The 24,495-nt window shown below is 64.9% G+C and carries 30 protein-coding genes and 1 tRNA gene; 13 read left to right on the top strand and 18 right to left on the bottom strand.

Going from position 1 to position 24,495, the window contains the following annotated elements:
- Window positions 1-51 precede the first annotated feature (51 nt).
- Complete coding sequence (locus LRP30_RS03785) at window positions 52-258, top strand: hypothetical protein (RefSeq protein WP_018316294.1); 207 nt, start codon at window positions 52-54, stop codon at window positions 256-258.
- Between the two features lie 179 nt (window positions 259-437).
- Here LRP30_RS03785 and LRP30_RS03780 read toward each other — a convergent pair whose 3' ends face one another.
- The 3 genes from LRP30_RS03780 to LRP30_RS03770 form a co-directional block, all read right to left on the bottom strand.
- On the bottom strand, window positions 438-1,097 hold the full coding sequence (locus tag LRP30_RS03780; RefSeq protein WP_249759408.1) for a DsbA family protein: 660 nt from the start codon (window positions 1,095-1,097) through the stop codon (window positions 438-440).
- A 98-nt stretch (window positions 1,098-1,195) separates the two neighbouring features.
- A complete protein-coding gene (locus tag LRP30_RS03775; RefSeq protein ID WP_249759407.1) occupies window positions 1,196-1,663 on the bottom strand; it encodes a PaaI family thioesterase in 468 nt (155 codons plus the stop codon).
- Between the two features lie 3 nt (window positions 1,664-1,666).
- Window positions 1,667-2,092, bottom strand: a complete 426-nt coding sequence (locus LRP30_RS03770; RefSeq protein WP_128947176.1) for an acyl-CoA thioesterase — start codon at window positions 2,090-2,092, stop codon at window positions 1,667-1,669.
- A gap of 115 nt (window positions 2,093-2,207) precedes the next feature.
- Between LRP30_RS03770 and LRP30_RS03765 the strand changes: the two genes are divergently transcribed.
- On the top strand, window positions 2,208-2,756 hold the full coding sequence (locus LRP30_RS03765) for a TetR/AcrR family transcriptional regulator (RefSeq protein WP_249759406.1): 549 nt from the start codon (window positions 2,208-2,210) through the stop codon (window positions 2,754-2,756).
- Window positions 2,757-2,801: 45 nt separating this feature from the next.
- On the opposite strand, the gene LRP30_RS03760 is transcribed toward LRP30_RS03765, so the two are convergent.
- Window positions 2,802-3,293 (bottom strand): hypothetical protein, encoded by a 492-nt coding sequence (locus LRP30_RS03760; protein WP_249759405.1) that lies wholly within the window; start codon window positions 3,291-3,293, stop codon window positions 2,802-2,804.
- Window positions 3,294-3,494: 201 nt separating this feature from the next.
- On the opposite strand from LRP30_RS03760, the gene LRP30_RS03755 reads away from it, so the two are divergent.
- Together LRP30_RS03755 and LRP30_RS03750 are read left to right on the top strand one after the other, a co-directional pair.
- Entirely contained in the window at window positions 3,495-3,776 is a 282-nt protein-coding gene (locus tag LRP30_RS03755; RefSeq protein WP_128942322.1) for a PsiF family protein, read from the top strand.
- Window positions 3,777-3,874: 98 nt separating this feature from the next.
- Window positions 3,875-4,960 carry an AbrB family transcriptional regulator gene (locus LRP30_RS03750; protein ID WP_249759404.1) on the top strand — a complete coding sequence of 362 codons (1,086 nt, stop codon included), beginning with the start codon at window positions 3,875-3,877 and terminating at the stop codon, window positions 4,958-4,960.
- A 115-nt stretch (window positions 4,961-5,075) separates the two neighbouring features.
- On the opposite strand, the gene LRP30_RS03745 is transcribed toward LRP30_RS03750, so the two are convergent.
- Window positions 5,076-5,615: a disulfide bond formation protein B gene (locus LRP30_RS03745; RefSeq protein ID WP_249759403.1), complete on the bottom strand. Its 540-nt coding sequence runs from the start codon at window positions 5,613-5,615 to the stop codon at window positions 5,076-5,078.
- A 153-nt stretch (window positions 5,616-5,768) separates the two neighbouring features.
- Between LRP30_RS03745 and LRP30_RS03740 the strand changes: the two genes are divergently transcribed.
- From LRP30_RS03740 to LRP30_RS03725, 4 genes are all read left to right on the top strand, one after another.
- A tRNA-Leu gene (locus LRP30_RS03740) sits at window positions 5,769-5,853 on the top strand.
- 189 nt (window positions 5,854-6,042) lie between these two features.
- On the top strand, window positions 6,043-6,345 hold the full coding sequence (locus tag LRP30_RS03735; protein WP_091891361.1) for a hypothetical protein: 303 nt from the start codon (window positions 6,043-6,045) through the stop codon (window positions 6,343-6,345).
- 875 nt (window positions 6,346-7,220) lie between these two features.
- Complete coding sequence (locus LRP30_RS03730; protein WP_249759402.1) at window positions 7,221-7,454, top strand: hypothetical protein; 234 nt, start codon at window positions 7,221-7,223, stop codon at window positions 7,452-7,454.
- Between the two features lie 205 nt (window positions 7,455-7,659).
- Complete coding sequence (locus LRP30_RS03725) at window positions 7,660-8,064, top strand: EF-hand domain-containing protein (protein WP_128931173.1); 405 nt, start codon at window positions 7,660-7,662, stop codon at window positions 8,062-8,064.
- Between the two features lie 57 nt (window positions 8,065-8,121).
- Here LRP30_RS03725 and LRP30_RS03720 read toward each other — a convergent pair whose 3' ends face one another.
- Entirely contained in the window at window positions 8,122-8,529 is a 408-nt protein-coding gene (locus LRP30_RS03720; protein WP_091892274.1) for a hypothetical protein, read from the bottom strand.
- A gap of 506 nt (window positions 8,530-9,035) precedes the next feature.
- Here LRP30_RS03720 and LRP30_RS03715 point away from each other — a divergent pair.
- Both LRP30_RS03715 and LRP30_RS03710 read left to right on the top strand, forming a co-directional pair.
- Window positions 9,036-9,707 (top strand): response regulator transcription factor, encoded by a 672-nt coding sequence (locus tag LRP30_RS03715; protein ID WP_249759401.1) that lies wholly within the window; start codon window positions 9,036-9,038, stop codon window positions 9,705-9,707.
- Complete coding sequence (locus tag LRP30_RS03710; RefSeq protein WP_249759400.1) at window positions 9,704-11,620, top strand: ATP-binding protein; 1,917 nt, start codon at window positions 9,704-9,706, stop codon at window positions 11,618-11,620. The genes LRP30_RS03715 and LRP30_RS03710 overlap by 4 nt, the downstream gene beginning before the upstream one ends.
- Before the next feature lie 134 nt (window positions 11,621-11,754).
- Here LRP30_RS03710 and LRP30_RS03705 read toward each other — a convergent pair whose 3' ends face one another.
- Window positions 11,755-12,045, bottom strand: a complete 291-nt coding sequence (locus LRP30_RS03705) for a hypothetical protein (RefSeq protein WP_060737488.1) — start codon at window positions 12,043-12,045, stop codon at window positions 11,755-11,757.
- A gap of 236 nt (window positions 12,046-12,281) precedes the next feature.
- Here LRP30_RS03705 and LRP30_RS03700 point away from each other — a divergent pair, with 236 nt between their 5' ends.
- Window positions 12,282-12,506 (top strand): hypothetical protein, encoded by a 225-nt coding sequence (locus LRP30_RS03700; protein WP_249759399.1) that lies wholly within the window; start codon window positions 12,282-12,284, stop codon window positions 12,504-12,506.
- Between the two features lie 65 nt (window positions 12,507-12,571).
- On the opposite strand, the gene LRP30_RS03695 is transcribed toward LRP30_RS03700, so the two are convergent.
- From LRP30_RS03695 to LRP30_RS03680, 4 genes are all read right to left on the bottom strand, one after another.
- On the bottom strand, window positions 12,572-13,252 hold the full coding sequence (locus tag LRP30_RS03695; RefSeq protein WP_249759398.1) for a hypothetical protein: 681 nt from the start codon (window positions 13,250-13,252) through the stop codon (window positions 12,572-12,574).
- Window positions 13,253-13,333: 81 nt separating this feature from the next.
- Window positions 13,334-14,044, bottom strand: a complete 711-nt coding sequence (locus LRP30_RS03690) for a hypothetical protein (RefSeq protein WP_164935137.1) — start codon at window positions 14,042-14,044, stop codon at window positions 13,334-13,336.
- 133 nt (window positions 14,045-14,177) lie between these two features.
- The gene (locus tag LRP30_RS03685) at window positions 14,178-14,426 is read right to left on the bottom strand and encodes a hypothetical protein (RefSeq protein ID WP_128931167.1); all 249 of its coding nucleotides are present in this window, start codon (window positions 14,424-14,426) and stop codon (window positions 14,178-14,180) included.
- 138 nt (window positions 14,427-14,564) lie between these two features.
- Entirely contained in the window at window positions 14,565-15,530 is a 966-nt protein-coding gene (locus LRP30_RS03680) for a nitronate monooxygenase (protein WP_128947181.1), read from the bottom strand.
- 124 nt (window positions 15,531-15,654) lie between these two features.
- Here LRP30_RS03680 and LRP30_RS03675 point away from each other — a divergent pair, with 124 nt between their 5' ends.
- The gene (locus LRP30_RS03675) at window positions 15,655-17,217 is read left to right on the top strand and encodes an AMP-binding protein (RefSeq protein WP_249759397.1); all 1,563 of its coding nucleotides are present in this window, start codon (window positions 15,655-15,657) and stop codon (window positions 17,215-17,217) included.
- A gap of 150 nt (window positions 17,218-17,367) precedes the next feature.
- Here LRP30_RS03675 and LRP30_RS03670 read toward each other — a convergent pair whose 3' ends face one another.
- From LRP30_RS03670 to LRP30_RS03640, 7 genes are all read right to left on the bottom strand, one after another.
- Window positions 17,368-18,141 (bottom strand): thioesterase family protein, encoded by a 774-nt coding sequence (locus LRP30_RS03670; protein ID WP_249759396.1) that lies wholly within the window; start codon window positions 18,139-18,141, stop codon window positions 17,368-17,370.
- A gap of 147 nt (window positions 18,142-18,288) precedes the next feature.
- The gene (locus LRP30_RS03665; RefSeq protein WP_128931163.1) at window positions 18,289-19,257 is read right to left on the bottom strand and encodes a nitronate monooxygenase family protein; all 969 of its coding nucleotides are present in this window, start codon (window positions 19,255-19,257) and stop codon (window positions 18,289-18,291) included.
- A gap of 296 nt (window positions 19,258-19,553) precedes the next feature.
- Window positions 19,554-20,954 carry an aspartate ammonia-lyase gene (locus LRP30_RS03660; protein WP_249759395.1) on the bottom strand — a complete coding sequence of 467 codons (1,401 nt, stop codon included), beginning with the start codon at window positions 20,952-20,954 and terminating at the stop codon, window positions 19,554-19,556.
- Between the two features lie 35 nt (window positions 20,955-20,989).
- Window positions 20,990-21,526: a hypothetical protein gene (locus LRP30_RS03655; RefSeq protein WP_128942334.1), complete on the bottom strand. Its 537-nt coding sequence runs from the start codon at window positions 21,524-21,526 to the stop codon at window positions 20,990-20,992.
- Window positions 21,527-21,604: 78 nt separating this feature from the next.
- Window positions 21,605-22,207: a YqaA family protein gene (locus LRP30_RS03650; RefSeq protein ID WP_176945964.1), complete on the bottom strand. Its 603-nt coding sequence runs from the start codon at window positions 22,205-22,207 to the stop codon at window positions 21,605-21,607.
- Between the two features lie 45 nt (window positions 22,208-22,252).
- Complete coding sequence (gene hisE, locus LRP30_RS03645; protein ID WP_249759394.1) at window positions 22,253-22,657, bottom strand: phosphoribosyl-ATP diphosphatase; 405 nt, start codon at window positions 22,655-22,657, stop codon at window positions 22,253-22,255.
- Window positions 22,658-22,775: 118 nt separating this feature from the next.
- Window positions 22,776-23,144: a hypothetical protein gene (locus LRP30_RS03640; protein ID WP_128931160.1), complete on the bottom strand. Its 369-nt coding sequence runs from the start codon at window positions 23,142-23,144 to the stop codon at window positions 22,776-22,778.
- A 224-nt stretch (window positions 23,145-23,368) separates the two neighbouring features.
- Between LRP30_RS03640 and LRP30_RS03635 the strand changes: the two genes are divergently transcribed.
- Window positions 23,369-24,418 carry an ABC transporter substrate-binding protein gene (locus LRP30_RS03635; RefSeq protein ID WP_249759393.1) on the top strand — a complete coding sequence of 350 codons (1,050 nt, stop codon included), beginning with the start codon at window positions 23,369-23,371 and terminating at the stop codon, window positions 24,416-24,418.
- Window positions 24,419-24,495 lie beyond the last annotated feature (77 nt).

Below are 24,495 nucleotides of genomic sequence, written 5' to 3'. Positions count from 1 at the left end.
CGGGAACCATTGCTCCGGGCCGACGTTATCGCCGGTCACCGGAGGTTCGCTATGCAGACTTTTTTTGGAATGATCCTGGGCGCACTGCTGCTCGCGGGCGGCGTTTACGTCTATGATTCCATGCAGACGTCGTCGGTCGCCAATGGCGAGGTCGCGACCACCAATCGCACCATCGTGAACTGGGATGTCGCCAAGGCCGATTGGGACGCGCTGCGCGACCGAGCGCACAAGGACTGGGTCCGGATCTCGTCGAAGTAGCGACGCCGCATCATGAGCAAGGCGCCGTCGCGAACTCCGCGGCGGCGCCTTTGTGTTGCGTGATGACTAAAGCGCGATGAGATTAGGATGAATTGTCATCGCGCTCTAGGTTATTGTTTGAGCATGATCTTTTCGGAAAACCGCTGCGCACTTTTCCGGATCATGCTTTAGCGCTCGGCTCAGTTCATCTTGGCCTTGCGTGCGTCGGCAATGACCTGCTCGAACTCGTTCATGCTCAGCACGCCCGGTACGCGGTACTTGCCGACAATGAAGGACGGCGTGCCGCGGAAGCCAAAGGCTTCAGCTTGCTCATTGTTGCGCTTGAGAATGGCGTCGATGTCCTTGGCATGGCCGGCGAGATCGCGCTTCAGGCGGTCCATGTCGACGCCTGCGCCAGCGAGAAGCTCGTTGATGCGCGGCTCGGTCAGGCGCGAGCTGACGCCCATCATGGCGTCGTGGGCCTGATGGTACTTGCCCTGGAATTTCGCCGCGAGCGCGGTCCGCGCCGCCGTGACCGAGACCGGCCCGAGGATCGGCCAATCCTTCATCACCAGCCGCACCTTGCCGTCGTCCTGGACGACTTGGCGCAGCTCGGGCTCGAGCTTGCGGCAATAGGGACAATTGTAGTCGGACCATTCGACGATGGTGATGTTGCCGTCGGGATTGCCGGCAACCGGCGTGTCGGGATCGCGCAGCACCTTGGTTTCGGTCAGCACCTCGTCGTCATCGGCGGCGGCGCGCGCGAAAGTGATCCCGCCCGCCGCCAAGGTACCCGCCCCGATCAGCGTCAACGCCGCGCGCCGCGTCGCCACAAGGCCCTTATTCCCAGATCCAGCCATATCTCGTCCCGTTTCGGTCCCATCGCTGCAAATACGATTCGGGACCGGGAATTGTTACGGCTGATATAGAGCGTCGCGGGCGCGATGTCATCGCCATGCTATGCGCGGATCGCGGCCGGCGCTGGCGGAGCCGCAGCGCGTGGCAGCATCGCCATCAGCGTGCCGGTCATGGAAGCGATCAGCGTCGTCTTGCCCTGGTGCTCGGCAAAGGCCCTGGCCTCGCAGAAGGTCAGCGTGCGGCCGGGTTTGACTACCTCGGCCCTGAAGACAAAGCGCGCACCGCGAGCAGGTGCGAGCAGCGTGGTCTTGAACTCGACGGTGAGGATGTCCGCTTCACGCGGCATCAGAGTGAAAGCGGCGACGCCGCAGGCATTGTCCAGGCCTGCGGTGATGATACCGGCATGGACAAACCCGTTCTGCTGCGTGAAGGCAGCCGAATGCAGCATCGCCAGCTCCACCTCGCCCGGGGCGAGATGGACAATCGAGATGCCGAGCGTGTGCATTGCCGGCTGGGCCGCGAACATCGCCATGGCCGCCGCGGGGTTTTTCGGCTCGAATGCGACCATGGTTCACGCCTCCGCCGGCACGGAAAGGTGCTTCATGGCGATCTCTCGGATGGCATCGGTGAACGGTACGGACTTCCGTAATTGGCGATCCATGTGCACGCCGGTGATCTCGCAGGTCGCCGCGAATTCGCCGGTCTCCGCATTCATCATGTCATGCCGGAAGCGGATCGACTTGTCGCGAACTTCAAGCAGATAGCTGCGGATCTCGACGATGTCGCCGGCGAGCAGCTCGCGCTTGTAGGCGATGTTCTGCTGCACCGCGGCCATGCCGCGGCCCGAGCTGCGCAGATAGCTCGGCGTCAGTCCGAGCCGGGCGAACAGATTCCAGTTGGCCTCGTCGAACTTGCCGACATACCACATGATGTTCATGTGGCCGACATGATCGCATTGCCACGGATAGACCGTGCCGCGATAGGTCGCCTCCTCCATCGCAATTCGCTCCCTGTCCTTTTCTTCCGCCTTTGCGGATTGATACGGTAGCGTATCAGAGCTTCGTCGCGCTAGCAATACGGTACCGTATCAAGAAACCGGCGAGGCTTCCTTCATGAGCGACGGCAAGGGCGATGTCTGGGTCGAGGCAGGGTTTAGCGAACTCGCCCGCTCGGGGGTCGAGGGGGTGCGGGTGGAGGTGCTCGCCAAGAATCTCGGCGTCACCAAGGGCGGTTTCTATCGCCGTTTCGCCGACCGGGCCGCACTGCTCGAAGCCATTCTGGAACGCTGGCGCGAGGGACGTATCGCGGCGATCGTGCAGCAGACGAGTCTCGACGGACAACAGCCCCGCGAGCGGCTGAAGGCGGTGATCCAGCTCTATTCCGAGCGACTCAATCCGGCAGCCATGGCGATCGAGCTCGCGATCCGGCAATGGGCCCGCTCCGATGAGGGCGCAGCGGCGGCGGTGGCGAGCGTGGATGCGGCGCGGCTCAAGCACGTCGCCGAGCTCTATCGCGCGACCGGCCTTGCGGCCGAGGAGGCCGAGGCGCAGGCCTTCCTGTTCTATTGCTTCATCTTCGGCCAGAGCATGTTGTTCGTCGAGCGCGGCCCGCGCAAGCGGTCGCAGCTCGTAGCGAAATCGGCCGAGAAGCTGTTGGGCTAGACAAAACGGCCGGAGCGTTGCTCCGGCCGGTGCATGGTTCGAAGCTCAGGCGGCGCCCTTCAGCTTCTTGGTGCATTCGCTGTAATAGCCGCCGCCCTTCTGGATCCACTTCAAGCCGCCATTGCCGTTGGTGGCCTTGTTGGCATTGTACTGGTCGACGCAGGTGTGGAGTCGCGCCTTGCCGGGGGTCTCCTTGGCGTATTTCGGATCGACCGCGTTCGGATAGATCGCGGGTCCAGTCGGCAGCGTGGGCGCGGCGGCGGGCGCGGCCTCCTTCTTCGCCTGCTTCGGCTCGGCAGGAGCGGCGGGCGCAGCCGGAGCAGCCGCCGTGGGCGCAGCGGCAGGCGTTGCGTCTGCACCGCACTGGGCCTTGCGGAAGTCATTCCATTTCATGGTGCCGAGCGAGCCGTCCTTCTTGGCCGCCTGATATTTTGCGCTGCACTCCTGCGCGGTCAGTGCCTGCGCCGGCGCGCTCACCATCAATGCCGCGACAGCTGACGCTGCAATCGCACACAACAATTTTGTCTGAATGGTCATCCCTGGGTCTCCTCCTTGATCTTCCTCGAGGGAAGTGAAACGAGGATTGCTATCCTAGCGTGTCGATCGCTTGCGACAAGGATGCGATGAGTTGCGCCGGCAAAATATAGTGATCCCGTCGCTCAACTCATTCATGTCGCGTTCAGCAAGGCGAGCCGACGTTTCCAAGCCTTCGCAATTCTCCCAAGAAGAGTGCAACACATGACCTTCACCTCCCGCCTCGCCGCCCTCGCTCTCGTCTCCCTGCTCGCCACCGGCACCGCCTTCGCACAGACCGCCGCGCCGGCCGCCAAAACCGACGCTGCTGCCACCGCCGACAAGAAGGCGCCGAAGGAGCGCTCGGCCGAATCGCTCGAATGCTCCAAGCAGGCGGACGCCAAGGGATTGAAGGGCAAGGAGCGCAAGAAATTTCGCCGCGAGTGCATGAAGGAAGCAAAGGCCGGCACCGCCGCGCCCGCCGCCCCTGCCGCCGACAAGAAGTAAGTCCGTCCCGACCTCCGCGAACATCAGTGAGAGGCATGCGCATTGCGGCATGACGAACCCGCAATTGTGCGCTTCTCGCTGATTTGCGATAAGGCGGCGTGAAACAAATCGTCGCCTCCCTGCCGTTCGAATGGCCGAGCCGTGCCAATGTCTTGAGCACGATGGAGACGCTTGTCATCGGCACCGCCGGTGGCCTCGTGTTTCTCGTCGCGGGCCTTCCCGGCGGGCTGATCTCGGGCGCGATGATCGCGGTCGGGATCGCCGCAATCGCCGGCCGCCAGCTGGCGCTGCCGCCGATCCTGACCCAGACCGTGCTGGTGCTGCTCGGCATTTCGCTGGGCTCGGTGGTCTCACGCCATCTGATCCAGCAGGTCAGCGCCTATCCCGTCACCATCGGCCTGCTTGCGCTCGCGACCTTCTGCTCGACCTTCGGATCGAGCTATTACCTCCAGCGCGTCCATGGCTGGGACCGCACCTCGGCCTTCCTTGCCGGTAGTCCCGGCGCGCTGTCGCAGATCACGATCCTGGCGGTCGAGCGCGGCGCCGACCTGCCGGGCATCGCGGTGGTGCAGACCATGCGCGTCATCATCCTCACCGCGGCGCTGCCGATGGTGCTGGCGATCGCGGACGTGGCGCCCTCAGCCGCACCGTCGCTGACGACGACGATCGCCTCGCCGCTCGGCCTCGTGGTGCTGGCCGCAGCTTCGCTGGCGGTGGCGCTCTTCTTGCGGCTGATCAAATTTCCGGCGAGCTGGATGTTCGGTGCGATGATCGCCTCCAGCGTGCTGCATGGCGCCGGTTGGGTCGAGGGCGGCCTGCCAAACTGGGTACGCGGCGTGGCGCTGGTCGGCATCGGCGCCCTGATCGGCAGCCGCTTCGCGCGGATGCGGATCAAGACGCTCGCGGGTCATATCAACGCGGCGCTGGGCTCGTTTACAGTGGCCATCGCCGTCTCCGCCCTCTTCGTCGGCATCGTCGCGCTCACCACGCCGGTGAAATTCTCCGATGTCGTCGTCGCCTTCGCACCGGGCGCGATGGACGCCATGCTGGCGCTGGCCCTGACGCTGCACATCGACCCGATCTTCGTCGGCGCCCATCACCTGTCGCGCTTCGTCTTCGTGACGATCGCGACACCCGGCATCGTGCACTTGTTCGGGCGCACGCAAGATGATGTGGATGATTGACGGGCTCTCGGAGGGTGGGCAAAGCGCAGCGTGCCCACCAGCGACTGGTGTGAGCGTCGATGAATGGTGGCACGGCGCGCGAAGAGCGCGCCTTTGCTCACCCTACGGCAGCTACCTAACGCTTCGGCGTCCGCATAAATCCCCATGCGGCGATTGCGGCCATCAGCAGCGAGATCAGCACGTTGTAGCCGGCCAGCGAGAGGCCGAGGAAGCGCCACTGCACCTCGTCGCAGCGGACCACCTTCACGGTGTCGAGCCGCGAGAAAAGGTCGCCAGCGTTGCCGAGATTGACCACGGGACCGGAGCAGTCAGTCGGCCCCTGCCAAAACCCCCATTCGACACCGGAGTGATAGGTGCCGAGACCGGCATTGGCGAGCGTCGCCAGCGCGAGGATCGCCAACGCAGCGAGCAGCAGCGGCCGCGGCGCGCCGCTCCTGGCCGCAAGCGCGGTAAGGGCACCGAGCGGGATCGCGAGATAATAGGCGTAGCGCTGCTCCAGGCAGAGCGGACAGGGCACAATCTCAAGCACGAGCTGGAAGAACCAGGCCCCCGCGATCGTGGCGGCGGCGATCAGCGTGACGAGCAGTGAGGCGGTCAGCGCGGGACCGGCGCTGGCCGGCTTGAAAGCTGGTATGGCAGCACTCCGGGTCGTCACGGCAGCCTCTCTCCGATGGGTCGCGCGTCTAAGCCTCTAACTCCGGCCCATGCGGCTGTCGAGAACGGCGGGGATCACTTTGGCGCGGGTTGACCCCGTCCTGTCCATGGCTATAGTCCGCCGGCTTCGCGACGTCCCTTGGGCCGACCGAAGGCCCCTGTGGCGGAACTGGTAGACGCGCTCGACTCAAAATCGAGTTCCGCAAGGAGTGCTGGTTCGATTCCGGCCAGGGGCACCAGCCTTCGCTGCTTCGCAGCTACGGCTGGGCGAGCCAGGCGCAAGTCTATCCAATGCGAAGGAGCGAAGGCTGGCCCGCCGGAGCCTTGGCGAAGGCGGACTGGCTCAACGTTGCTCCTCTCTCCCCTAGCCATGCTCCCATCCCCACTGTATAAGCCCTCAGCTTCTTCACTGAACCGAAGGAGCTCACATGAACGATCTGCACGCGTGGCTTTCCCAGCAGCACCACGGTTTGCGGACCTTCCAAATCTTCCAGCAAAAGCTCGAGAGGCTCGGCCGGGACGATCCTGCCCAGCGTGGCCTGTGCCGTCTGCTCAGCGGTGTCGTCGGCAGCTATGTCGAGGCCTTTGACGAAGCCCCGCTGCCGGTCGAGGTCGCCGACGGCGCCTATCGTCGCCTGCTGACGCTGCTCGCCAGCCTCGATCTCCACGGAGACGCCACGAGGCGGCTCGCCGACATCAACCGCGTGGCGACCTGCGAATTGTGGCGGTGATCGGCGGCATGAGCGTGCACACTTCAATTTTCAAACAGCGAGACACGCCTGTACAGCCTCGCGACGCATGACGCCCGAGTCTTGTGCTTCGCTTGACGCCCCTTCGTTGGAAAGGGCGCAGGGAAGACCGGGTGCTGGCTGGCACCCGCGGTCCGCTGTGCGCAAATTGCGCGAAGACAAATGCACAGCGGCATACAGGGCAGCCTGGACATCCCGGCCTTTCCCTGCGCAGTGGTTTGAAGGCTTATGGCGCGCTCTCCCCGGGGAGCGATGCACTATTGCCCCCGTCGCCTTGCGGATGGCTGATGCGCGCCCGGTCGGGCCGCACGTACCACCGCAAGCCTTGACGCACAGACCCCGGGCGCCAGGACCACACGCTTTTGCCGTACGCGAACCGCACCTGTCGTTTGCGCACCGCTCAACCGCTCACGGGCCAAACCCGCCCTGCGATTGCCCAGCGCGCCGATGCGCTCCACGCCCACCGCCACCCGGCCCGCGTATCGTGACGATCGCGAAACGCCCCTTATCCATGGGCCGGGATGAGCGATACATACGATATTTCCGAATTTCGGTCAATCGGAATCTTTCGGCTTTCCGAAGGGCTAGAGTTCTGACAGACCTTGTTCCGATAGGGAATCATCTTCTGCAGATCGATGGCCTCATTCTTGCCCCGGCTCTATCCACATCGTCATTGCGAGCGCAGCGAAGCAATCCAGGAATGCATCCGCGGAGATAGTCTGGATTGCTTCGTCGCAAGCGCTCCTCGCAATGACGAGGAGGAGAGATTACGCGTCCGGTACTGCCGGAGGCATTCGACTTCGCCGCGCAATTCCCTATATCCTGTGGCAACCGATCTGATGCAGCGGACAGCTCTGATGGCGAGAAGACGTGCGACGCAAGCGGACGCCGACGACCTCCCCCGCTTCTTCGTCTGGGTCCGGGGCCTCGAAGGGCCCGAACCTCAGAAATGGATGACGATGGATTTCGGCGTCGGCGACTGGAAGCGGCCGCTCGTGCTGGCCTATCTGGAGCTGCCGGAAGACGAACGGCATCTGTCCTTGTCGGTGCTGGCCCGGCGCTATCCACCGCCGCGGGATGATCTTTCGTGAGCCGGGCTAGGGTGTGTAACGTCGGCTCCGCAAGGCGAAGCGGAGGTCACCCCGCTTGAGCGTGATCGGCGGCTTGTGACCCAAGGCTGCTCGTGCACGCGGTCGTATTGTGTGCGGGGTGCGTAGGCGAAGGCTGGGACCAGAGGATCAATACTACTCGTGCCGAATTAATGGGACAGGCTACACGTTTCGGAGGAGGTTCGAAATGTACACGCGCGTTCTGGGACTCACGATATCTGCTCTCATGCTGACGTACGGCCCGGTCGGTGCGATCGCACAAGACCGAATGATACCCCAGCCAGATCAGCAACAAATGCAATTCCATCCCACGGGCCAGGAAGGCGCGAGCACGATGGGGCAAGGCGGCATGTTGGGGCACGGAATGATGGGAGGACGTATGATGGGGCGCGGCATGATGGGTGGGAGCGCGATGGGATCACCCTTTATGATGCGCATGATGTTCGCTCTGATGGACGCCGACGGCGATGGGACCATCTCACTGCAGGAGTTTCAGGCAGCTCACGAACGGATTTTCAAGGCAATGGACAGCAATAAAGATGGCAAGCTGACCCTGGAGGAGATGCAAGTGTTCATACACGGCACGAGGTGATCGTCTCCGGCGGATGGCGCGCGTCGCGTGCGCCATCCGCCCCCGAAGAAATGAGCCTTAAGCCTTCAGGTCCGTGATCCGCATAATCGCGACCACACTCCCATCGTTGTACGCCTGTTCTTTCGTGTCCTTGTTGCAGGTCCAGACAAAATTCTTCTTGCCCGTAAAGGTCTTTCCCTCCTGGTCAAGTCGAAGCTCCCCTTCGGTGATATGGCAGACCATGGCATTCATCATCGGGGGCCCCATGGTCTTCGACCCCGGCTGCATAATGATATCGCGCATTGAGACGGTCTTAAAACCTGGGATCAGGGATGGTGTCTCGCCTTCATATTCACGCACCACGACGCCTGGCCAAGGCGTCGTATCCTTGTAGCCTGTGGTTTGCGCGGCGGCTGGCTTGATCATGGCAGCTGAAGCCGCTGCCAACCCGAATCCCAGTGCAGACCTTCGATCGACCTTGCTCATCGCTTTTCTCCCGACATTACCGAACGAGCCGTTGCATAAGCAGCGCGCAAAGTTCGTGGTGAACGGTGGAGCGAAACCGAAAAAAGGACGGTCTCTAAGAGAGCGTGCCTGCCGATAGCACCAGTGCGGCTCATTTACCCGGACGGAGATTTCGGCACGTCCCGCCTCAAGGGCAGTAATATTCTACGTCACCTGAGGCATCCGGGGAACAGGTGGCGACGCACGAAGACACTGCGGCCGAATGTCCGGAATTGGCCCAACTCGAACGTCTAGTGTGCTGCGGTAACGGGCCGGTGTCGGAAGGCGGAGCGGACCTCATCCGCGCCCTGAGTGCAGCGCCGATCATGAGCACGCGCTCCAGCCTAGGCGCAAGCCACGACCGTCTGTCCGCGCCTGGCGCGGGACCGAGTTATCGTCGCCCCCATGATTATGGGTGTCACGGCATCCGTGCTGCGGTTAGACTTGCCTCGCGCCGCGGGGGACACGCGGGTCGCGGGACGATGAACATGAGCGAACAGGGCGAGACGGGTGAGACCATCACCATCCTCCTCGTCGAGGACGATGCGCCGACCTGCTGGCGGCTGCAGGACGCGCTGGTCAAGGCCGGCTACGAGGTGCGTAGCGCCGGCACGCTCGGAGAAGCCCGGTCTGCGCTCGGCGAGGGCACGCCTCGCGTGCTGCTCACCGATCTCAGGCTGCCCGACGGCCACGGCATCGAGCTGATTCGCGAAACCCGGCAGCGCTTTCCCGAGACCGAGATCATGGTGATCTCGGCGCTCGGCGACGAGGAAAGCGTAATCTCGGCGATCACCGTGGGTGCGACCGGCTATCTCCTGAAGGATGCCTTCCCGACCGACATCGCCACCACCGTGCGCGATCTGGTCGCCGGCCATTCGCCGATCTCGGCCTCGATCGCCCGTTTCATCGTGCGGCGAACGCAGAGTTCGGCGGAGCCCTCGCCCGGCCCCGCGCTCAACACGGCCAAGCTGACCCCGCGGGAGATCGACATCCTCTGGGGCATCGCCAAAGGCTTCAGCTACGCCGAGATCGCGAGCCATCTCGGCCTGTCCAGGCAGACCGTGCCCGGCCACATCAAGAACATCTATCGCAAGCTCGAGGTGCACACCCGCAGCGAGGCCGTGTTCGAAGCCGTGCAGCAGGGCCTGATCAAGCTGTGAGCGAGATCGCGGCGAAGATACTCACGCGCCCGCGGCGCCGGCTGATTGTGTCGCGCCTTGTGCCTTATCTACTGCTCCAGGCCCTGATCGTCATCGTCACCGTGCTTGGGCTCCGGCTGCTGCAACCCGGCGATCCCGAAGACTTCGCCGTGAGCGATTTTTCGGCGCGCGAGGACGGCACGATGCGCGCGGTGAGGCTGCCGCACTTCACCGCATCGCGCTATTCGCTGGCCGACCCGCCGCTCTACACCGCCGCCTTCACATTCCGGCCGGGCGATGCGGGATCGGGATGGTCGGTGTATCTGCCGCGCTTCAGCAACGCGGTAGAGGTCGCCGTCAACGGCGTCGTGGTGCTGGATTCCCGGCGTGACGCCAATGCCAACCGGCCGGACCGCAACACGCCGCAAATCGCGGCGATTCCGTCCTCGCTGCTGCGCGACGGCGCCAACGATATCACGGTGCGGCTGTTCGTATGGGGGCCGCTGAAGGGCTTTCTCGACACCGTCTATGTCGGGCCGGACGCCGCCTTGCGTCCCGCCTATGAGACGCGCACGCTGCTGTTCGTCACGCTGCCCGTCGTGTTCTCCGCCTGGCAATCGATCCTCGCGGTCATCCTTGCGATCATGTGGCTGATGCGGCGTCACGAGCCGGTTTACGGCGTGCTGGCGGTGGCGATGGTGCTCGGCGTGGTGCAGGCGTTCGTGCCGCCGCCGGTGCCGCCGGCCACGACGTCGCGGCTCGCCGCCGTGCTGCTGGCATCCGCACCGATCGAGAGCGCGCTGATCGTCGTGTTCGGCATGCTGTTCTTCGGTTGGCGCTGGCCGCGGTATGGCACGCTGCTGTTCGTGCCAGGCCTCGTCGTGTTCGTGGTCGGGCTGATCGGGGGCCCGCCGCTGCCACGCATTCTCTTTCTGGTGCTCGGCATTCCCACGGTCGGGCTGTGCCTGTTCCTGATGGCCTGCGTGACCGCAGCCGCAGTGGTCCGGCGGCAGGACGCGGCAAGCTTCACGATCGGCTGCGCCGTGACCATCGTGCTGGTCTGCTGGGTCCAGGACATGCTCACGGTGTTGGAGATCGCGACCAACAATCGCATCTTCGTTTCGCGCCTGTCCTATTCGGCAATGCTGGTCGCGATCGGCGCCGGGCTGACCTGGCGCTTCGCGCGCGCGCTGAACCAGGTCGACAGCTTTGCCGGACAGCTCGTTGCACGGGTCGGCGAGGCCGAGGAACGGCTGAAGGCAAGCTTTGCCCGCGAGGAGGCGCGCGCCCGCGCCGCTGCGCTCGCCAATGAGCGCACGCGGCTGATGCGGGACCTGCATGACGGCCTCGGCGGCCAGCTCGTCAGCATCGTCGCGCTCTCCGAGCGCGGCCATGAGGGCGCCACCATCACGGAGGCCGCTCGCGCAGCACTGAAGGATCTGCGCCTCGTCATCGATTCCATGGACGACATCGGCGGCGACCTGATGCTCGCGCTCGGCTCCTGGCGCGAGCGCGCGACGGCGCAATTGCGGCCGCACGACATCGCGCTCGACTGGCGCGTGGCAACGCCGCAGGGCCTGCCGCTGCATCCCGAATTGCGGCCATGGCACGTTATCCAGATCGTGCGCATCCTCGACGAGGCCGTGACGAACGCCGTCAAGCACGCAGAGGCGCGCCACATCGCGGTCAGCATCGAGACGCTCGACGACGATCACGGGCCGTATGGCGTGATCAGCGTGACGGACGACGGCAAGGGCTTTGCGCTCGCCGGCAATGGCGCGAGTGCCGGCCAGACCGCGCGGGGCTTGCGCAACATGAGGAGCCGCGCCGCCCGCTGCGGCGCGGTGCTCGATCTGAGCTCGGATGCCTCAGGCACGCGCGTGCGGCTGCAATTGCCGCAGCGTTTTCCCGACAGCGATGCGGCTGCGGGCTGAAAAGCCCCCTCCCCGAACGTGTGGGGCGCACGGAGAGAGGGGACGGGCCGGGTCCTCTGCGGAGGACGGGGGGTGTTCGTCCGCAGGGGCTCCGTTGGCCCGAAGCAATGCAATCAAATCAATCGAATGGAATATCAGCGCACGCCGACGCGATTGACCGGGCCGCCGCGGTTCATCGGGGTACCGGCGCGCACGCCGACACCGGGCGCGCCGACGCCGGGAGTCGCGACCGCGGCCCGCGCAACCGGAGCTCCCGGCGCGACCACCACTGCTGCAGTCGGCCGCACCACGCAGCCCTTGGGCACGCCGACCGTCTTGCAATAGACCACGGCCTGCGCCGGGCTCGTACCCAGCGACACCATCGCCGCACCCGCCAGCGCCATGATCGTCAGCCCGGCGCTCAGCGCTCCCGCTCTTTTCGACATCTTGCTCTCCTGCTTCCCGTTCGGCGTCCCGGTGCAATCACCGGGTTTCGCAGCCGAGGTGCAGCCTGAATGGCAAAAGACCGGGCGCGGATACATGCCATGAAGATGGGGGTGCCATGCCCGAGAGGGCGCACCCGGTGCCATGAACATGGCATGGACCGGCGCCCGGATTTCGCGAGATCGTCCGCCCCGCTTGATCCCAGGCGGGACCAACGACAATCCCAAAGAGGTGCTTTATGAAGATTTCGGTTCTTACCGCGCTGCTGCTCGCCGCCACCGCCGTGTCCGCCGCTGCGCAATCCGGTCCGACGCCGCAGGAGCAGATGGCCTGTCGCGGCGATGCCAGCAAATTCTGCGCCGAACATATCGGCAAGCCGCCGGAGATGAATGCCTGCCTGCGCCAGAACAAGACCAAGCTCTCCGACTCCTGCCGCAAGGTCGTAGAATCGCACGGCGGCTGAGCCGGCCCTCAAGTCCGGGAGCGCTCCAGCCGAGCGAGCCCGGACTCTGTTTTGCGGATCATGCTTTAGTCGTCGTCAGGCCCGAACAGCCTGATCTGCGGGAAGCCGCTGCGTGGGCGGCTTGCGATATCGCGGGCATCGGAGTCTTCTCGGATGTTGCGCGCGACGTCGTCCCAATCAGTGCGGTCGCGCGGGCCGCGCATCTCGCGGGACTCGTAATAGTGGCGGCGCGCGGCCCAGCGTTCGCGGCGCTCCGTCCGGCGCCGTTCGGACGCGGCGCGCTTCACGTCGGAATCCCGCGCCTTGGCATAGGCGTTGTCCGGCGAAGCGGCCGGCTCTGTCGCTGCCTGCTGCTCCGCAGGCCTGGGCGCGGCTGATGCCGGCTTGGACTGTTCCTTGGACGGCTCGACCGCGGCTGCTTGCGACGGCCGCGGTACTGGCGGTTCAGCGGTCGCTTGAGTGGTCTGCGTATCGGGCTTGGCGGGTTCAGACTTTGCCTCGGCCTGCGCCGGTGCGGCAATGATCGCGCCAAAAGCCTGCGAACCGGTGAGATAATTCACGCGCTCGGATGGTGCGTTCATCGCCGCCGCTGTGGCAACGGCATCGGCGCGCTTGCTGGCGTCCGGTCCCTGCTTGGGCGCGATCGGATTCATGATGTTGCCGGCGAGGATGCCGCCGCCGAGACCAATGGCGATGGCCGCGACAATGGTTCCGGCACCGACGAAATAGGCGGTCGAGGCGCGCATTGATCCACTCCCTCTTTGGGGCGAGCAACGCACGTTGATTGCCGGATGTTCCTGATGCCGCAGCAGTTCCCAAAGGAACTGTCAGATCTGCTGCGCGACTTTCTCCAGCCCGATGATGCGGGCGAGCTTGCGCACTTCCTCTTTCTGGTCGTCACGCAGCTGGAACAGCAGCGGCATCGCCGCCGACTTCAACTGCTGAACCTCGTCGCAATTCGGATCGATCGGCACGCCCGGCGCGTTCGGATTGGAGAGCTTGTTTGCCGAGATCTTGCGGACAACGTTGCGGAGCGCCGTCTCGACCGAGGGCCAATAATATTCTTGCGACGACGACAGTTTCAGGCGATCCCTGATGCCCGCGATCTGTGCGTCGGACAGCAGCGCATAGGATTTCTGCGGCTGCGGCTTGGCCACCACCTTCGGCTTGGCCGGGACTTCGACGGCGGGGACCTCCGCTGCGGCGGGCGCCTCGTGCGAACTTGCCTTCGGCATCGGGAAATCGGAAGGCGTGGCGGCGGCAAAGGCCTGGCGCAGCGGCTCGGTCAGCACAGGCGTCTGGGCGAGCTTGTCGGCGGCGACCTGCACCGGCTCGATTGCGGCCGAGGCCAGCGCCAGCGTCGGAACCAGACGGTCGGCCTTGGCGGCGCGATTGGTGGCGAGCGGCTTGGCCGGAGGCGCCTGCGTGATCATCTCCGCGCTGACACTGGGCACGCTGTCACGGCCGAGAATGGCGGTCGTCGCAGCGCCGAGGACGAGGAAACAGGTCAGCGCGACGATGGTGATGGCTTTGGACAAACGTCTCTCCGCGCCCAACTTTCAAGTCCACGTGATCACTGCCCGGAAACTGGGCGATAATTAAGGCTTAACCGTGCAATTGCGGCGGCAATCGCGCGGACTGCGGCGACATCGCCTGAAATGTTCAACGAAATCAGGCAGCTGCCGCAAGTTCGTAGGCATCCTGGATGTCGGCCACGATCTCGGAGGCCTCCCAGACCGCGCGCGGCTCGACCGATTGCAGCGTCACCGTCCAATTGCCGCCGCGGCGGGTGCGAGCGACGCTGACGATGTCGAAGCGCACGTTGCGGCACAGCGGGTGTCGGGCCAGCGCGTGGGCCACGCGAACGCGGATTTCGTCCAACGTCGCGGCTGTCTTGCCGTTGAGATAGTTGAAGTCCATCGCCTGTCCCTCTCGGTCCTGATTGGCGGCCTTGAAGGGATTCTTGGCGGGCGATGGTTAATCTGCCGTTAAGTGAGCGGGGCGGAAGAGCGCGGGATTAACCGTGAGCGGGGCGTCTCCCAGCGTCATGGCCGGGCTCTACTGTCCGCCCGCCTCGCGATATTCGGTAACCGTCCGCGCAACGAGATCGTCGACAGTGAGCACGTCCGTCACCCCCGATGTCGAGTGCCCACCGCTCCAGATGTCGCGCCAGCGTTTCGGCCGGCTCTCGCGCGCGGCGACGTCGATGTCCTTGGCGATGTCGATCGCCCCGCGCGCCGGCAGGTCGTCGGGATCGAGACCCGCGGCCACGATCGACGGCCTCAGCATGCTGGTCTGCAGTCCCGTGAAGGCGGTGGTGAGCAGGACGTCGTCGGCGCTGCTCTCGACCAGCATCCGCTTGTAACGATCATCCGCCATGCTCTCGCGCGTCGCAATGAACTTCGTGCCCATGTAGGCGAGATCGCAGCCGAGCACTTCGGCGGCATGCAGCGCGCGGCCGTCGCTGATGCCGCCGGCGAGCACGATGATGCCGTCGTAGAATGCGCGCACCGCGCGGACGAAGGCGAACGGATTGAGCCAGCCGGTCTGGCCGCCGGCGCCCGCGGTCAGCAGCACCAGCCCATCCGCACCGGCTTCCGCCGCGCGTTCGGCATGGCGGATCGAGGCGACATCCGCCAGCACCAACGCGCCGGCGTCATGCAGCGGCTTCGCTACAGGCGCGGGCGAGCCGACCGAGGTGATGACGATCTCCGGCCTGTGCCGCAGCAGCACGGCGAGATCCTGCTCCAGCCGCGCGTTGGAGTGGTGCACGATCAGGTTCGGACAAAGCGGCGCCGCCTTGCGTCCGGTTTGCTCTTCGTGCTGCCGCAACCGGGTTTCGATCGCGGTGAGCCATTCGTCGAGCTGTTCCGCGCTACGGCAATTCGCGGTTGGGAAGCTGCCGATCACGCCGTTGCGGCAGGCCGCGACCACGAGCTCGACGCCCGACACCAGAAACATCGGCGCCGCGATCAGCGGCAGATCAAGACGATCGCGGAAGCGCTGCAGTCGGTCTGATGGCACGCCAATCTCCTTGTCATTCCTGCCGCCCTGCGCGGGCTTTGTCGTTCCATCCCGCATTCGCTGTGCTAGCGTCGTCAGCAACATTGGCACGCCAGAAGCCGATGACAAAGCACCGAGGAAACATATGTCCGATCCGCTCCACGCATCGTCCCCGGCTTGTGCGCAGACGCTACGGGCGCTGTCGCGCTATCCCGGCCGCACCGCTTTTGCCTGGCCTGAGGGATCGCTGAGCTATCATGGCACCATCGACCTGATCGGACGCATCCAGGGCGTGTTCATGCGGCTTGGATTGCAGCCCGGCGCGCGCGTCGCCTTCCTCACCGCCAACCGCGCCGACACCTGGTGCGCCGGCGTCGCGGCGCAGTTGTCGCGGCTCTGCATCACCTGGCTGCATCCTTTGGGATCGCTGGAGGACCAGCTGTTTCAACTCGAGGATTCCGACGCAGAGATGCTGGTGGTCGACGTGGCCGCCTTCCGCGATCGTGGCGGCGAACTCGCCGCGAAGGCCGGCCGGCTCAAGGCGGTCTTCACCATGGGACCAGCCAGCTATGGCGTCGATCTACTGGCGGCGATCGAGACTGCGGGACACGCCAGCGCGCAGTGCCTCGCCGGCCCCGACGATCTCGCCACGCTGAACTACACCGGCGGCACGACCGGCAAATCCAAGGGCGCGCTGCGCTATCACCGCGAGAATGCCGGGGCCGCCGCCGCGATCCTCGCCGACTTCGAGATCCCCGAGGCCGCGCGCTATCTCACGGTCGCGCCGATCAGCCATGTCGCCGGCACGAAGGTGCTGCCGACCTTGATGCGCGGCGGCACCGTGCACATGCTCGAGAGTTTCGACCCCGAGGCGATGCTGGCGACGATCGCGCGCGAGCGCATCAATTTCACGCTGCTCGTGCCGACCATGATCTATGTGCTGCTCGATCATCCCGCGCTCGGCAAGACCGACCTGTCCTCGCTCGAGCTGGTGCTCTATGGCGCCTCCGCGATGTCGCCGAGCCGGCTGGTCGAGGGCATCGAGCGCATCGGGCCGGTTTTCTCGCAGCTTTACGGACAGACCGAATGCTATCCCGTCTCGGTGCTGCGCAAGGCGGATCACGATCCCAAGACACCGGAGCTATTCCTGTCCTGCGGCTTCCCGATCGCGGCCTGCGAGGTCAAGATCCTCGACGATGACGACCAGGAGGTGAAGACGGGGGAGCCCGGCGAGATCTGCGTGCGCGCGCCGCACGTGATGGCGGAGTACTGGAAGCGGCCCGACATCACCGCCGAGACGCTGAAGAACGGCTGGGTCCACACCGGCGACATCGCGCGCAAGGACGAGCGCGGCTACATGTTCATCCTCGACCGCAAGAAGGACATGATCGTCTCTGGCGGCTTCAACATCTTCCCGCGCGAGGTCGAGGACGTGCTGTCGCAGCATGCCGACGTCGCCATGGTGGCTGTCGTCGGCGTTCCCGACGAGAAATGGGGCGAGGCCGTCACCGCCATCGTCGTGCCGCGCGAGGGCGCAAGGCCCGATCCGGACGAGCTGATCAACCTGGTGAAGATGCGAAAGGGCTCGGCGCACGCGCCCAAGCAGATCCAGTTCGTCAAGCAGCTGCCGATGACCGGCGTCGGCAAGGTCGACAAGAAGGTGCTGCGCGCGGGCTTCTGGAGCGGGCGCGACCGGATGGTGGGGTGAGCGCAGCTCTCGTGTCCCGGACGCGGCGCAGCACGCAAGTGATGCGGCGCAGAGCCGGGACCCACTGCTGCATGCCCCGGCCGAGACATGGGCCCCGGCTCGGCCGCGCAATGCTTCGCATTGCACGGCGTCCGGGGCACGAAGGCCGCCTTACCTTTTCTCGATCACCAGGCTCTGCACCGCCCGGCCGAAATAGCCTTGCCGATCAGCCAGCCGCGACATTGCCAGCCCCGCGCCGTCGGGGCCGATCCAGGAGTCGCCGTCGAGCAGGATCCACTCGCCCACCGGCTGCCGCGCAAAGCTCACGGTGAGATCGGCGTTGATGTAGGTCCAGGCGCGGAAGTCGAGCGTCGAGGCGGTGCCGTTGGAGAAGTCGGCGGCGACCACGGCGCGCATCGCCTGCGAGATCGCCTCGTCTGCGATCAGGGGATGATCGACGCGAAACCAGATCGCCCCGGCACCGGCCTGGCCGAAGCGACCGCGCGCGGCACGCATCGAGACCGAGCGCACGAACGGACTGGTGGCGGCGTGACCATCTTCGACCAGCGAGTCCTCGGGCGAACGCAGCGTAACCGGCAGCTCCTTGACGTCGTCGGGCAGGCTCAGCGCCTGGCGCCTGATCTTGAGCACGGTGGCACCGACCACCTGCACGCCGTCGGCGAGCAGCTTGATTTCGCAAAGCTGGATCTTGCGGCCCTCACGCAAGACCTCGGTCGCGATCGTCAGTGGCGCCACCGGCACCGGACGCATCAGATCGATCGTGACCCGCGCGATCTCCATCGGAACAGGCGTCGGAATGCGTTCGGCTGCCCACGTCACCAGCGACGCCGGCGCAGAGCCGTGCTGCATGCGGCGGTCCCACGGCCCCGCGGCGTCCGGGCTGGTGACGACGCTGTTGCCGTCGACGCGGTAGATGGGGGGCATCGTTTCAATCAGTCTCAGTTGACGTTCCCCGGACGCTGCGCAGCGCGTAGCGGTGCGCTGCTGATCCGGGGTCCATGCGGTGTGCGGCGATGGGTCCCGGCTCTGCGGAGCAATGCTACGCATTGCACCGCGTCCGGAACACGAGAACTACAACGGCGGATCGATCGCTTCGTCGTATTCCTTCTTGAAGCGCGCGATCAGGTCGGCGGCGGGCAGGATGCCCTCGACGCTGCCGATGCCCTGGCCCGAGCCCCAGATCTCCTTCCAGGCCTTCGGCTTGGCGCGCTCGCCGGAGGCGTCGGTGCCGAAGTTCATCTTGGAGGGATCGGAGGTCGGCAGGTTTTCCGGATCCATGCCGGCGGCGAGGATCGAGGGCTTCAGATAATTGCCGTGCACGCCGGTGAAGAGGTTGGAATAGACGATGTCGTCGGCGCTCGAGCCGGCGATCATCTCCTTGTACTTCTCGACCGCGTTAGCCTCCTTGGTCGCGATGAAGGCCGAGCCGATATAGGCGAAGTCGGCGCCGAGAATGCGCGCGGCGCGGATCGCCTTGCCGTTGCCGATCGCACCCGACAGCGCGATCGGGCCGTCGAACCACTTCCGCGTCTCGGCGACGAAGGCGAGCGGCGAGATGGTGCCGGCATGGCCGCCGGCGCCGGCGGCGACCAGGATCAGGCCGTCGGCGCCCTTCTCGATCGCCTTGTGGGCGAACTTCTGGTTGATCACGTCATGGAAGACGATGCCCCCCCAGCCGTGCACGGCCTGGTTCAGCTCCTCGCGTGCCCCGAGGGAGGAGATGATCATCGGCACCTTGTACTTGGCGCAAAGCTGCATGTCGTGATCGAGCCGGTTGTTCGACTTGTGCACGATCTGGTTGACCGCGAACGGCGCCGACGGCTTATCGGGATGCGCACGGTCATGGGCCGCGAGCTCCTCGGTGATCCGCGCAAGCCATTCGTCGAGCAATTCCGGCGGCCGCGCGTTCAGCGCCGGAAACGAGCCGACCACACCCGCCTTGCACTGCGCGATCACGAGATCGGGCACCGAGATGATGAAGAGCGGCGAACCGATCACGGGGATCGAAAGGCGCCCCTTGAATAAGGCAGGCATGGACATTGCGGAACGGTCCTCTCTTGGCGGTCAAACGAAGGCTGGGATCATACCAACAAGGCAATCTTTCCACTGTCAAGTATTGCGTTGTGACGCCGCGGCGGATGCGGCTACCGCAATTCCAACGCGCGGAATTCTTACCCGTACAATCTAACCGTCTTCTTCGTCATTGCGAGCGCAGCGAAGCAATCCAGACTCTCTCCGCGGAAGGATTCTGGATTGCTTCGTCGCAAGGGCTCCTCGCAATGACGTGCAGAAAAAGCATCGATCTCCCATGCGCACCGGAAGTCGACGCGATGACTTCACCCGATCAAATCCGGGTTGATCAGCCGCTCGAACGAGAACATCTCGTCCCACTTCTCCTGCGTCAGCAGCTTGCGCTCGACCACCACGATCTGGTGCAGCGACTTGCCGCTTTTGTAGCCCTCGCGCGCGATCTCGGCGCATTGCTTGTAGCCGAGCAGCGGCTTCAGCACCGTGACGATCCCGAGCGAGTTCAGCACCATGTTGCGGGTGTGCTCCTCGTTGGCGGTGATGCCGACGACGCAATGCTCGCGCAGGCTGTTGACCGCGCGCTCCATGGTGCGGATCGAGAAGAACAGCGCGAACGAGATCACCGGCTCCATCACGTTGAGCTGGAGCTGGCCGGCGCTGGCGGCCAGCGTCACCGTGGTGTCGAGACCGATGACGAGGAAACTGGTCTGGTTCACCACCTCAGGAATGACGGGATTCACCTTGCCGGGCATGATCGAGGAGCCCGGCTGAAGCTGCGGCAAGTTGATCTCGTTGAAGCCGGCACGCGGGCCGGAGGCGAGCAGGCGGATGTCGTTACAGATCTTCGTCAACTTGCTGGCGGTGCGCTTGAGGATGCCCGAGAGCTGCACATAGGCACCGGTGTCGGAGGTCGCCTCGACGAGATCGCCGGCGAGAACGAACTCGACGCCGGTCAGCGCGCTCAGATGCCGGACCGCGAGCTTGGGATAGCCGACGGCCGCGGTCACGGAGGTGCCGATCGCGGTAGCGCCGAGATTGATCTCGCGCAGCAGCGCACGGGCCTCCGAGATGCGATCCACCTCCTCGCCGATCGTGGTGCCCCATCCCCGGAATTCCGCGCCGAGCGACATCGGCACCGCGTCCTGAAGATGCGTGCGGCCCATTTTCAGCACACGGTCGAACTCGCGGCCCTTGGCGAAGAAAGCTTCCTGGAGCTGGCGCAGCGCCGTCATGTAGCTCTCGAGCCGCAGGATCAGCGCCAGGCGAAAGGCGGTCGGATAGGTGTCGTTGGTGGACTGGCCGTAATTGACGTGATCGTTGGGGCTGACGTGCTGGTAATTGCCCTTCGCAAAGCCGAGCGATTCCAGCGCGAGGTTGGCGATCACCTCGTTGGCGTTCATGTTGGTCGATGTGCCGGCACCGCCCTGAATGAAGTCGGTGACGAACTGATCCATCATGTCGCCGGCAATGACGCGGTCACAGCCCAGAATGATCGCGTCCGCGACCTTGGCGTCGATCGCGCCGAGATCGCGGTTGGCCATGGCGGCCGCTTTCTTCACGTAACCAAGCGCCTTCACGAAGTAAGGCTCCTGGCTCATCGGAATGCCGGTGATGTGGAAGTTCTCCTTCCCGCGGATGGTCTGGACGCCGTAATAGATGTCGTCGGCGATCTCACGCTGTCCGAGGAAGTCCTGCTCCGTACGACTCATGGGCGCTCCTTGTTGCATGCGCGCAGGCCATCACGTCAGTTCTGGCACAGCGCGCTGGTCACGAAAGTGTCGGTGCGGCAATCGTCCGGCTTGCGTTGCCGGCCCGGTATCAGGACCTTGGCCGAGCATTTCTCGGCGGAGTCGGCGTTCAGGCTCTTGCCTTCGCGATAGCCCTTGGTCTGGCAGAGCTGGTCGGCGGCCTGCTTGCAGTCGGGCGCGCCGTTCGCGGAGGCCGGACAGGCCACGCGCCCCGAGACCATGGTGGACGGCTTCGCCAGCCGCGACAAATCGTTCATGGTCTCGCTCGGGCTTTTGATCGCCGGCAGGATCGAGGGCAGCTTGTCGAACAGCTTGCCCATTTCGTTGATCAGCCCGGGATTTTCCTCGCGCGCCGGCGGCGCGGAAGGAGCGGGTGTCGGCGGCGGCGGCGCGGCCTGCGTCCCCTGCTCCTGGAGGCCGAGCACGGGCGGCGCGGCTTGCGGCCATGCCGTCCTGCCGGCGAAAACCAGGAGCAGCACTGCTGACATCAGCGTCCCGAACCGCATGGCCGGTTTGCCGGATCGAACCATCATGACGGCAAGCGTAGCCGATGCCGGCGCGGCGGCAAAGCGCCGCGAGGTTATTGAGCGAGCATGGTCCTCGCGCAAACGCTAGATCAGCTTGATCGCCACCACGAAGCCGAGCACCAGCACGGCGGCGCCGATCGCCACCCAGAGGCCGAGATGCTTCTCGATCCTGACCCGGATCCAGTCGCCATAGCGGTTGAGCAGGATCGCGACGACGAAGAAGCGTCCGCCCCGCGCAACGATCGAGCACAGGATGAACAGAAGAATATTGTAGCCGGCAAAGCCTGAGGTGATGGTGACGAGCTTGTAGGGGATCGGCGTCAGCCCCTTCAGCAGGATGATGATCGCACCCCATTCCGCATAGGAGGCGCGGAAGGCATCGACCTTGTCGCCGAGGCCGTAGACCTGGATCAGCCACTGGCCGACCGAATCGAACAGCAGCGCTCCGATGGCGTAGCCAACCATGCCGCCGACCACCGAGGTCACGGTGCAGATCGCCGCATAGACCCAGGCGCGCTGCGGGCGCGCCAGCGACATCGGGATCAGCATCACGTCCGGCGGCACCGGAAAGAACGAGCTTTCTGCGAAGGCCACGGCTCCCATGATCCAGAGCGCGTAGGGCTTGTGGGCGGCGTCGATGCACCAGTCGTAAATACGTTTCAGCATGGCGCCGCGATGAAGCACCATGGGACGGATTTGTCCATGCCGAGATTGAGGCGAATTATGACGTTTCTAGTGGCGCTTGCGCGTGGCACGGCCCTCGAGCGCGACAATTGGCCGCCTTGAGGCAATTCGCGGTGACGCGACCTTGGGCAGCTTCATCCGCGATTTCGGCAGCTTCTCGGCGATGCCGAGCAAATCTTCACGCCGCGTCATCTCCCGCCAGACGTCCTCGGGACGGACCCCGGCCGAGGCCCACAGCACGGTGAGATTGTAGAGCAGGTCGGCGCTCTCCCGGATCACGGCCTCGCTATCGCCGTTGACCGCGTCGATCACGACTTCGATGGCCTCTTCGGCCAGTTTCTTCGCCATTTTGGAAGGCCCGCGCTGAAACAGCCGGGCTGTGCGCGATGTTGCCGGATCAAGATCTCTGGCCGCGAGCACAGCCAGATATAGCCGCTCAAGCGAATCACTCATGGTATCCAAAACTACTCTAAACCCATGGCGAGCGCGTTAACGCGCGACAATAAAAGCGAAAAACAGGCCGGCGCGGCAAGCGCGACGGCCCGTTGTAGTCAACCTTTGGTAGCCGGAGCTAGTAGCAGTTGGTGTAGTAGCCCTGGCCGCAGTACTCGGACGGAGCCGTACCGCCATAGCGCTGATACTGGTAATTCGGGCCCGGACCATAATAGGGCCCGTAAGCAGGACCGCTGTAATAGGCAGGTCCGCCATAATAGCCGTAGCCCGGACCGTAGTCATAGGCGTAGGCGTCACGGCTTGCGGCGATGGCGAGGCCCGTGCCGATGGCTGCGAAAGCCGCAGCTGCGGCCGCGCCGCCTCCACCGCCATGCCAGTGGCGGCCGCCGGCGTATGACGCGGTCGGGGCAATTGCGGTCAGTGCCAGCACCGCGGCGGTGGCAAGAACGGCCTTGCGGCCGGCAAATTTCGAAAAACTGTCAAACATGTGGACCCTCCTTGGGACCTCGAATGGTGTCTATAGACAGGCTCGTGTCTCTCAAACACCCGCATCCCATGTTGGGTTCCCCAACCCCAACACAAGCTGAATGGGGTTGCGTAATCGTGACGCAACCTCCGCTCATCCGCCGTTCATGTTGGCGCGGACAGACTGACCGCCAGCCGGCGCTGCGAGCGTCACGAAACCATAACAATGCGGGACCGGCGCACCCGATGTCGGAATTCAAGACGATCGTCCTTCGTTGTCTGCTGGCTCTCGTGATCTCGCTTGCGGCACTGATTGCACGCGATGTCAGCATGGCCGAGACCGCCGCCCCATCCGTTGCGATTCACTTCACCTTCGACCGGCCATTGGATGCGAGCATGGCGCCGTTCTTCCTGGCCGCAAAGGACGGCAGGTTCGGCGCCGAGCATCTCAGCGTGTCCTTCAACACCGCAGCCGGATCGTCGGAAGCGCTCGCGCGTGTCGCCAAGGGCGACAGCGAGCTCGCGCTGGTCGACATCAACGAATTGATCCGCTTTCGCGACAAGGAGCAGGCCGCGCCGGTCAAGGCAGTGTTCGTGCTGTTCAACCGCGCACCCTACGCGATCGTCGCGCGCAGGAGCCGCGGCATCCACCTTCTGTCCGATCTCGACGGCAAGACCGTCGGCGTTGCCGACAGCGACCTGTCGATGCGGCTGTGGCCGGCACTGGCACAGCAGAACGGCATCAATGCAGCGCACGTCAAATTTCACAAGATCAGCGCGGCGGTGCGCGAGCCGATCCTCTCCGCGGGCCAGGTCGATGCAGTCGCCGGCTTCAGCTATCTGTCGGCGGTGAACCTGCGCGACCGCGGCGTGCCCGAAGCCGATCTCGTCGTCCTGCGCTATGCGGATTACGGCTGCGAAGCCTACGGCTTTGCCGTGGTGGTCAATCCCGCTTTCGCCGCAGCAAAGCCAGACGCCGTCAAGGGCTTCGTCCGCGCCTTGATCGCGGGCATCAACGCGACCGTCATGGAGCCGGGGCGCGCGGCGGAGGAGGCCGCGAGCCGCATCGAGGACGGCGACCGCAACCTGGAGCTGGAGCGCCTGCGCACCGCCCTCGCCGACAACATCCTGACCGACGAGGTCAGGCGCAACGGCCTCGGCGGCATCGACCCGGCGCGGCTCGATCGCTCGATCGGCCAGGTCGCGCAGGACTTCAAATTCCGCAAACGACCGACGGCGATCGAGATCTTCGACGACCAATTCCTGCCGCCGCTGGCGGGGCGGCTGATCAACTGAACAAAACCGAAAGCTTCCGCTGTATCTCGCGTACGATCCCTGCTTAGAATACAGGCTCCGTCGTCGCCGAGTTCCTC

The organism is Bradyrhizobium sp. C-145, assembly GCF_023375135.1.
In the GTDB taxonomy this organism is placed as follows: Bacteria; Pseudomonadota; Alphaproteobacteria; order Rhizobiales; family Xanthobacteraceae; genus Bradyrhizobium; species Bradyrhizobium zhanjiangense.
Note: the sequence above shows the minus strand (reverse complement) of the source record. Positions and strands in the feature narration are given on the sequence as shown.

Excerpts from the sequence above, each read along its gene's own strand:
- LRP30_RS03785 (WP_018316294.1), top strand. The coding sequence starts at position 52 with ATGCAGACTTTTTTTGGAATGATCCTGGGCGCACTGCTGCTCGCGGGC.
- LRP30_RS03705 (WP_060737488.1), bottom strand. The coding sequence starts at position 12,045 with ATGTCGAAAAGAGCGGGAGCGCTGAGCGCCGGGCTGACGATCATGGCG.
- LRP30_RS03780 (WP_249759408.1), bottom strand. The coding sequence starts at position 1,097 with ATGGCTGGATCTGGGAATAAGGGCCTTGTGGCGACGCGGCGCGCGGCG.
- LRP30_RS03765 (WP_249759406.1), top strand. The coding sequence starts at position 2,208 with ATGAGCGACGGCAAGGGCGATGTCTGGGTCGAGGCAGGGTTTAGCGAA.
- LRP30_RS03775 (WP_249759407.1), bottom strand. The coding sequence starts at position 1,663 with ATGGTCGCATTCGAGCCGAAAAACCCCGCGGCGGCCATGGCGATGTTC.
- LRP30_RS03760 (WP_249759405.1), bottom strand. The coding sequence starts at position 3,293 with ATGACCATTCAGACAAAATTGTTGTGTGCGATTGCAGCGTCAGCTGTC.
- hisE (WP_249759394.1), bottom strand. The coding sequence starts at position 22,657 with ATGAGTGATTCGCTTGAGCGGCTATATCTGGCTGTGCTCGCGGCCAGA.
- LRP30_RS03725 (WP_128931173.1), top strand. The coding sequence starts at position 7,660 with ATGTACACGCGCGTTCTGGGACTCACGATATCTGCTCTCATGCTGACG.
- LRP30_RS03660 (WP_249759395.1), bottom strand. The coding sequence starts at position 20,954 with ATGAGTCGTACGGAGCAGGACTTCCTCGGACAGCGTGAGATCGCCGAC.
- LRP30_RS03700 (WP_249759399.1), top strand. The coding sequence starts at position 12,282 with ATGAAGATTTCGGTTCTTACCGCGCTGCTGCTCGCCGCCACCGCCGTG.
- LRP30_RS03685 (WP_128931167.1), bottom strand. The coding sequence starts at position 14,426 with ATGGACTTCAACTATCTCAACGGCAAGACAGCCGCGACGTTGGACGAA.
- LRP30_RS03755 (WP_128942322.1), top strand. The coding sequence starts at position 3,495 with ATGACCTTCACCTCCCGCCTCGCCGCCCTCGCTCTCGTCTCCCTGCTC.
- LRP30_RS03640 (WP_128931160.1), bottom strand. The coding sequence starts at position 23,144 with ATGTTTGACAGTTTTTCGAAATTTGCCGGCCGCAAGGCCGTTCTTGCC.
- LRP30_RS03730 (WP_249759402.1), top strand. The coding sequence starts at position 7,221 with ATGGCGAGAAGACGTGCGACGCAAGCGGACGCCGACGACCTCCCCCGC.
- LRP30_RS03670 (WP_249759396.1), bottom strand. The coding sequence starts at position 18,141 with ATGCCCCCCATCTACCGCGTCGACGGCAACAGCGTCGTCACCAGCCCG.
- LRP30_RS03770 (WP_128947176.1), bottom strand. The coding sequence starts at position 2,092 with ATGGAGGAGGCGACCTATCGCGGCACGGTCTATCCGTGGCAATGCGAT.
- LRP30_RS03735 (WP_091891361.1), top strand. The coding sequence starts at position 6,043 with ATGAACGATCTGCACGCGTGGCTTTCCCAGCAGCACCACGGTTTGCGG.
- LRP30_RS03650 (WP_176945964.1), bottom strand. The coding sequence starts at position 22,207 with ATGGTGCTTCATCGCGGCGCCATGCTGAAACGTATTTACGACTGGTGC.
- LRP30_RS03715 (WP_249759401.1), top strand. The coding sequence starts at position 9,036 with ATGAGCGAACAGGGCGAGACGGGTGAGACCATCACCATCCTCCTCGTC.
- LRP30_RS03665 (WP_128931163.1), bottom strand. The coding sequence starts at position 19,257 with ATGTCCATGCCTGCCTTATTCAAGGGGCGCCTTTCGATCCCCGTGATC.
- LRP30_RS03675 (WP_249759397.1), top strand. The coding sequence starts at position 15,655 with ATGTCCGATCCGCTCCACGCATCGTCCCCGGCTTGTGCGCAGACGCTA.
- LRP30_RS03695 (WP_249759398.1), bottom strand. The coding sequence starts at position 13,252 with ATGCGCGCCTCGACCGCCTATTTCGTCGGTGCCGGAACCATTGTCGCG.
- LRP30_RS03635 (WP_249759393.1), top strand. The coding sequence starts at position 23,369 with ATGTCGGAATTCAAGACGATCGTCCTTCGTTGTCTGCTGGCTCTCGTG.
- LRP30_RS03655 (WP_128942334.1), bottom strand. The coding sequence starts at position 21,526 with ATGATGGTTCGATCCGGCAAACCGGCCATGCGGTTCGGGACGCTGATG.
- LRP30_RS03720 (WP_091892274.1), bottom strand. The coding sequence starts at position 8,529 with ATGAGCAAGGTCGATCGAAGGTCTGCACTGGGATTCGGGTTGGCAGCG.